The 4,725-nt window shown below is 65.4% G+C and carries 4 protein-coding genes; 2 read left to right on the top strand and 2 right to left on the bottom strand.

Annotated features, from left to right (window positions below):
- The first annotated feature begins 193 nt into the window (after window positions 1-193).
- A complete protein-coding gene (locus GYH36_RS18790) occupies window positions 194-610 on the top strand; it encodes a hypothetical protein (RefSeq protein WP_162290662.1) in 417 nt (138 codons plus the stop codon).
- A 182-nt stretch (window positions 611-792) separates the two neighbouring features.
- Here the strand turns inward: GYH36_RS18790 and GYH36_RS18795 are convergent, their stop codons facing one another.
- Together GYH36_RS18795 and GYH36_RS18800 are read right to left on the bottom strand one after the other, a co-directional pair.
- On the bottom strand, window positions 793-3,309 hold the full coding sequence (locus GYH36_RS18795; protein ID WP_162290663.1) for an N-6 DNA methylase: 2,517 nt from the start codon (window positions 3,307-3,309) through the stop codon (window positions 793-795).
- Between the two features lie 4 nt (window positions 3,310-3,313).
- A complete protein-coding gene (locus GYH36_RS18800) occupies window positions 3,314-3,619 on the bottom strand; it encodes a hypothetical protein (protein WP_162290664.1) in 306 nt (101 codons plus the stop codon).
- A 276-nt stretch (window positions 3,620-3,895) separates the two neighbouring features.
- Here GYH36_RS18800 and GYH36_RS18805 point away from each other — a divergent pair, with 276 nt between their 5' ends.
- Window positions 3,896-4,636 carry a CFI-box extended C-terminal domain-containing protein gene (locus GYH36_RS18805; protein WP_162290665.1) on the top strand — a complete coding sequence of 247 codons (741 nt, stop codon included), beginning with the start codon at window positions 3,896-3,898 and terminating at the stop codon, window positions 4,634-4,636.
- Window positions 4,637-4,725: the final 89 nt, after the last annotated feature.

Here is a 4,725-nt window from a genome sequence, read left to right on the forward strand (position 1 = left end):
CCTGGGCACAGCAACATCCTTCCAGCCTGCTCGGCGAGCAAGCGATCTGAGATGTCACAGATCCGTGCAGCAGCCCCGTCCTACGTCCAGGCCGTCTTGCAGCATCAGCCCAGGTCAGAGGCTTGTATCCCACGACTTAGGTACCACGGTCAGCTCCTACATTCCGGCGCTGTGCGTCTGCCAGGATGGGGCCATGGAAGACGTCCGCCCCCACACGACTCGACAGGCGGGCGCAGCTCTGACAACGCTCGAGTCCGCTCTGCTGGAGCGCATCTGCGCGGGTAGTTGGCGAGGGTCCGAGGAAGCCAGGGCGCAACTCGTGCACGCGCGTTGGGGCGGCAAGGACCACGACGGCGACGCGTGCTTCCTCATTCACGTCCTTGCCGGAGCAGACGTGCCGAGGATCCCGTCGCACGCAGGCGGTCCGATCGCCACCCTTGCCGTCGCCGACGGCGATGAGCACCTGGGCTGGCTCGAGCTGTGGGTCGACGACGGCCGACTCCATTCGCTGGACTACAGCACCTTCAGCGACACGGCCGGCGAGACACTGCCCGGGGTGCACCTGCTCGACGGAATCACCGCTCACGACGGCATGGAACAGAGTAGGTAAGCCGCCCGCCGCGATGGCCACGGATTGCAGGCCGTCGAACATCACGATCTACGGCTGTAGTACTAGCGTCACTGGGGAAGTCACATCGGGGCAGTTCTCGCAGTTCTTCGAGGCCCTACTGGCGGACTTGATCGAACCCGGAGCTCTGGCTATATAGCGGGGCCGTCGAATGCGTCCCGAGTTCACCCGAGCACAAGTTCGCCAAAGTCCTCCCGGAGGCGCTCCACATCGTCTTGCAGTTCGCTCTCTGGCCCGTACTGGTAGCTGACCATCCGTACGCTCGTCCCCTCGGTGCGGTTGTAGAAGTACGTGGTGAACTGGGCGCTGCTAGGTGCGACGCGTAGTTGCACGAAGTTTCCGAGGCGCAACGGCGACTGCGATCCGTCCCGGACGAGGTAGAGCTCGTCGTCGAGCATGTGCTCTCCCACGGTGAACTCCCGAGCCGCAAACGGTGTCCGAGTACCGACCGCGACCTCCGCCGTCTGAACGAGGCCGTCGCGGCGACGCTTGGCGCTGCCCGGACGTACGAGCAGTAGCTGGTCCCAGACGTCCCCGAGCAGCCCGCGCAGCTCTCTGAGGTCTGAGACGAGTGATTCGACCTGGGTCCTCAGCTCCTCTGCCGAGGTGTAACCCGTGTGGCCGGACCACCGGTTGCGCTTGCCGTTCAGCTCGTTGAACTTCTTGACGACGTCCTTCGAGATCAGCCGTTCGATGCCGGCGCGGCCGAGGTCGGCGAACGCGCGGCGGACGCGGGCCACGTCGTCGGCATCGCCGTTCTCGAGCGCGCTGCGCAGGTTCTTCGACGTCTTCTCAACGATGATCACCCAGGTGCCGAAGGACGCCCTCTCGATGCCCAGGTGCTGTTCATGCAGGGTCTGACGGATCGCAGCCTCGGTCTCGCTGCTGCCGCCCGGATCGCTGCGGCTAGCTGACAGCAGGACTGTGGCGTGGAAGGTCACGATCGCTTCCCAGGCGTGGAGATAGGCGCGCTGCTGCTCTCCCACCGAATGTGCGGACTCCGCGGTCCACAGCGCCGATGCGATCGGATAGGGCAGCTGGTCGAGCCACGATGTCAACGAGTCGTCGAAGGCACCAGCGATCTTGCTTACCACCTCTTCAGCGCTTTCCGGCGATGACCAGACGCTCGCTCGTCGAGTGCCGAGCTCGGCCTGAAACGAGCTGAGCCGTTCGTCGGCAGAGGCTAGGGCCAGCTGAACACTGAGGTCCGGGACCGGAACGAGCAACTCATCGGCCCACCTCATCAAGGACGGGGTGTCCGACCGCAATGCCTTTAGATGGTGGCCCGAGCTGCCGTTGTCGATCGCACGTAGCCGACTGGCGACGCCCTGCTCCGAGTTGAGCCACGCCACCAGAAAGGGCGGATAGATCGAGTCGTCATCGAGCTGCACCGCCAGGACGCGCCCGCCGGTGCTCGTCTCGGACAGGTCGGCGGCGACCCTGCCATCCCGGCTAGTGGGCACGAACAACTGGCGCTCGCCTTGATTCGAACTAGTCGCAGGGGCGGGCTCTCGGGCGAGAAGGCTGCTCAGACGTCGGCTGGGCCAGCCTCTCGCGGTCATGGCTCGCAGCAGTTCGCTCACGTCGTCCCTGAAAACACGGCTGGGATCTAGGTCGAGCGTCTCGCGCGGCTCCTCGGCCAACGAGACACCGGCGTCCGGCCCATAGCGGGCATCCAGGAACAGACCGTCGATCGCCGTATCTCTGTACGTGGTGACGCGCCACGAGAGCTGATGGTCGTCGCGCGTGGCGCGCGACAGCCGTGCGTCTCTGCGCGTGAACTGGCGAGTACTGATGGTGCGATTGCGCGGGCCCGCCTTCTTCGTCCGCAGCCCGGACTCAAGTTCTTGGAACGCCTCAACCGGGACTGACCGGCGGCGGCGCTCTGTGGTGAACATCGTCTGCAGGTCGGCGATCATCGCCTTGCCGTTGCCGACGTCCTGGGCTCGGTTGGAGAAGGTCAGGAGGTACAGGGGGATACCGGTGTTCGGCGCGAGGCCATCAGGGAGCCGGGTGACCGACTCCAGCAGGCCGGCTTCGACGATCCGCTGCCGCACCGTACTGGTCGCGCCGCCGGAACTGAGGGCGCCCGGGTTCACCAACGCCGCGACACGTCCGCCGCCCTGTTCCGCTGGCCGCAGTTTCTCAAGCGCCAGAGAGATGAACAGCCAGGTGCTGTCGGCTTGCTGCGGGAGGCCGAACCCGAACTCGCCGTTGGTCTGCCGCGCTTTCACGGCTGCCGCCAAGTCCCGCCAACCCGTCCCCCAGGGCGCGTCGACGATCACCAGGTCGGCGCTGAAGCCCTCGAAGGCATCGTGCGTCAACGTGTTCGCGCAGGCGATCTCGGCGTCGGGGATTGCTTCAAACCGACGAAGGCTAGCGGAGACGGCCGCTTCGTTGATGTCCTGGCCGCGGTAGCGGGCCTCGACTCCCGACGACAGCAGCGCTTCAACCACGAGGAATCCGGCGAACCCCAGGCCTGCCGCGGGATCCCAAATGTTGACGGTCGTGAGATTCGGATCGAGGCGGCTGAGGCCGCCGACGGCAAGAGCCCGCGCCAAGGACACGCTCGTAGCATGCTCCAGACCGATCGGGCCACGATCACGGTCGGAATACGGCACGGAGTCGGAGTCCTGGAGTACCGCGTGGATCGCCGGGTGCGGAGCGCCCTTCGTCGCCATCGCTCTACTCGCACTCGCCGGAGGCACCGATTTCCCTCAAGTTCGTCGCGTTCACCATCGGCACCCGGCACGACTGATAGAGGTACTGGCGGCTCAGCCCGGCTCGCTCGTCGGCGTGCTCGTTCTCGCTGATCAGTGCACCAGTGAGCTTGCCGAACTCGCCCTCGTTCAGCACAGCGGCGTCAGTCAGCGTCTCCCGCAGGTGGAGCGAGGCCAAGAACTGGTCCACGGCGTTTCCGTGCTCGGCCTGGGCGTGGGGATCCCGCAGCGTGTCGGCAAAGCTCCACACGAAGCTCGAAAGGACTGGCACGTCTGGTGAATCTCCGGATCTGGTCGGCGCTGAACCTGCCGGCGAGACCGGCAACTGCTGTACGTCCCCATGCTATCGATGAGCTCCCACTCATGAGGCGGAGGCGTGCAATCAGAGCCACTCAGGTCGCACTTGCCCCCTCCTGGGTCCAACCGCAGGGGCGCCTGACCTGTCGCCCCGGCTGGTTCGGTTGGTCATCATGCCGCGAGTTCAGCGGCGCTGTCAGATGCTCGTGTCCCGCCGTCAAGCAGCTGGCTGCACGGATACCTTCCCTGCATGGACGAACGCAAAGAGCTCGGGCAGGTCTACCGGGACTTCTACCCGCACATCGCGACCCTACGCCGCTCATCGGAACCGGTCCCGTCCGACTGGAACGGTGTCATCGACGCGGCCGTGTACGCAAAACGCGAAGGGCACTACGCCGCTTCCGCACGCATCATCGTCGACACAATGGTCGACGAAGGCGTCATGTACACCGGGGCGTTGTCGTCCCTGTACAAGACGCTCGCATGCGGCGACTTGCCAGTCCCGGCGTTCGTCGTACTCCTGACCGCCAAGCAGATCTACGACCAGAATCCCGCCCCCGCGATGCCCGGGGTGCCGTCCACGTTCGACGACCACATCGACCGGTTCAAGGTCGCCATGACATCCGAAGCGGGCCTGAACCAATACCTGCGCGAGATCTCCGGCAACCCGAACTACCAGCTCGCGCGACCGTATGAGGCGATCTCCGCCGAGTGGGGCACGTTCACCAAGAACGTCATCTCCGGGTTCGGCCCGTCCAAGAAGTCCGGGTGCTACATCGCGACCGCTGTGTACGGGTCGTACGACGCACCCCAGGTGCGCGTGCTACGCCGGTTCCGGGATGAGCGTCTCGCCGCGACCGCGCCGGGTCGAGCGTTCATTCGGGCGTATTACGCGATCAGCCCTCCTTTGGCACGCCACCTCGATTCCAACGCACCGGCGAGCCGGACAGCGCGAGCCGTCCTCGACCGGGTAGTTCGCCGCCTCACTTGAATGTGACCGAACTGAATCGCCCTGGGTCTGATGGAGGCTCTGGTCATTTGGTTCCGATCAGGGCTTCGTGGCCCTGCTGCTTAGCGTAG

The organism is Cellulosimicrobium composti (assembly GCF_010287905.1).
Lineage (GTDB): Bacteria > Actinomycetota > Actinomycetes > Actinomycetales > Cellulomonadaceae > Cellulosimicrobium > Cellulosimicrobium composti.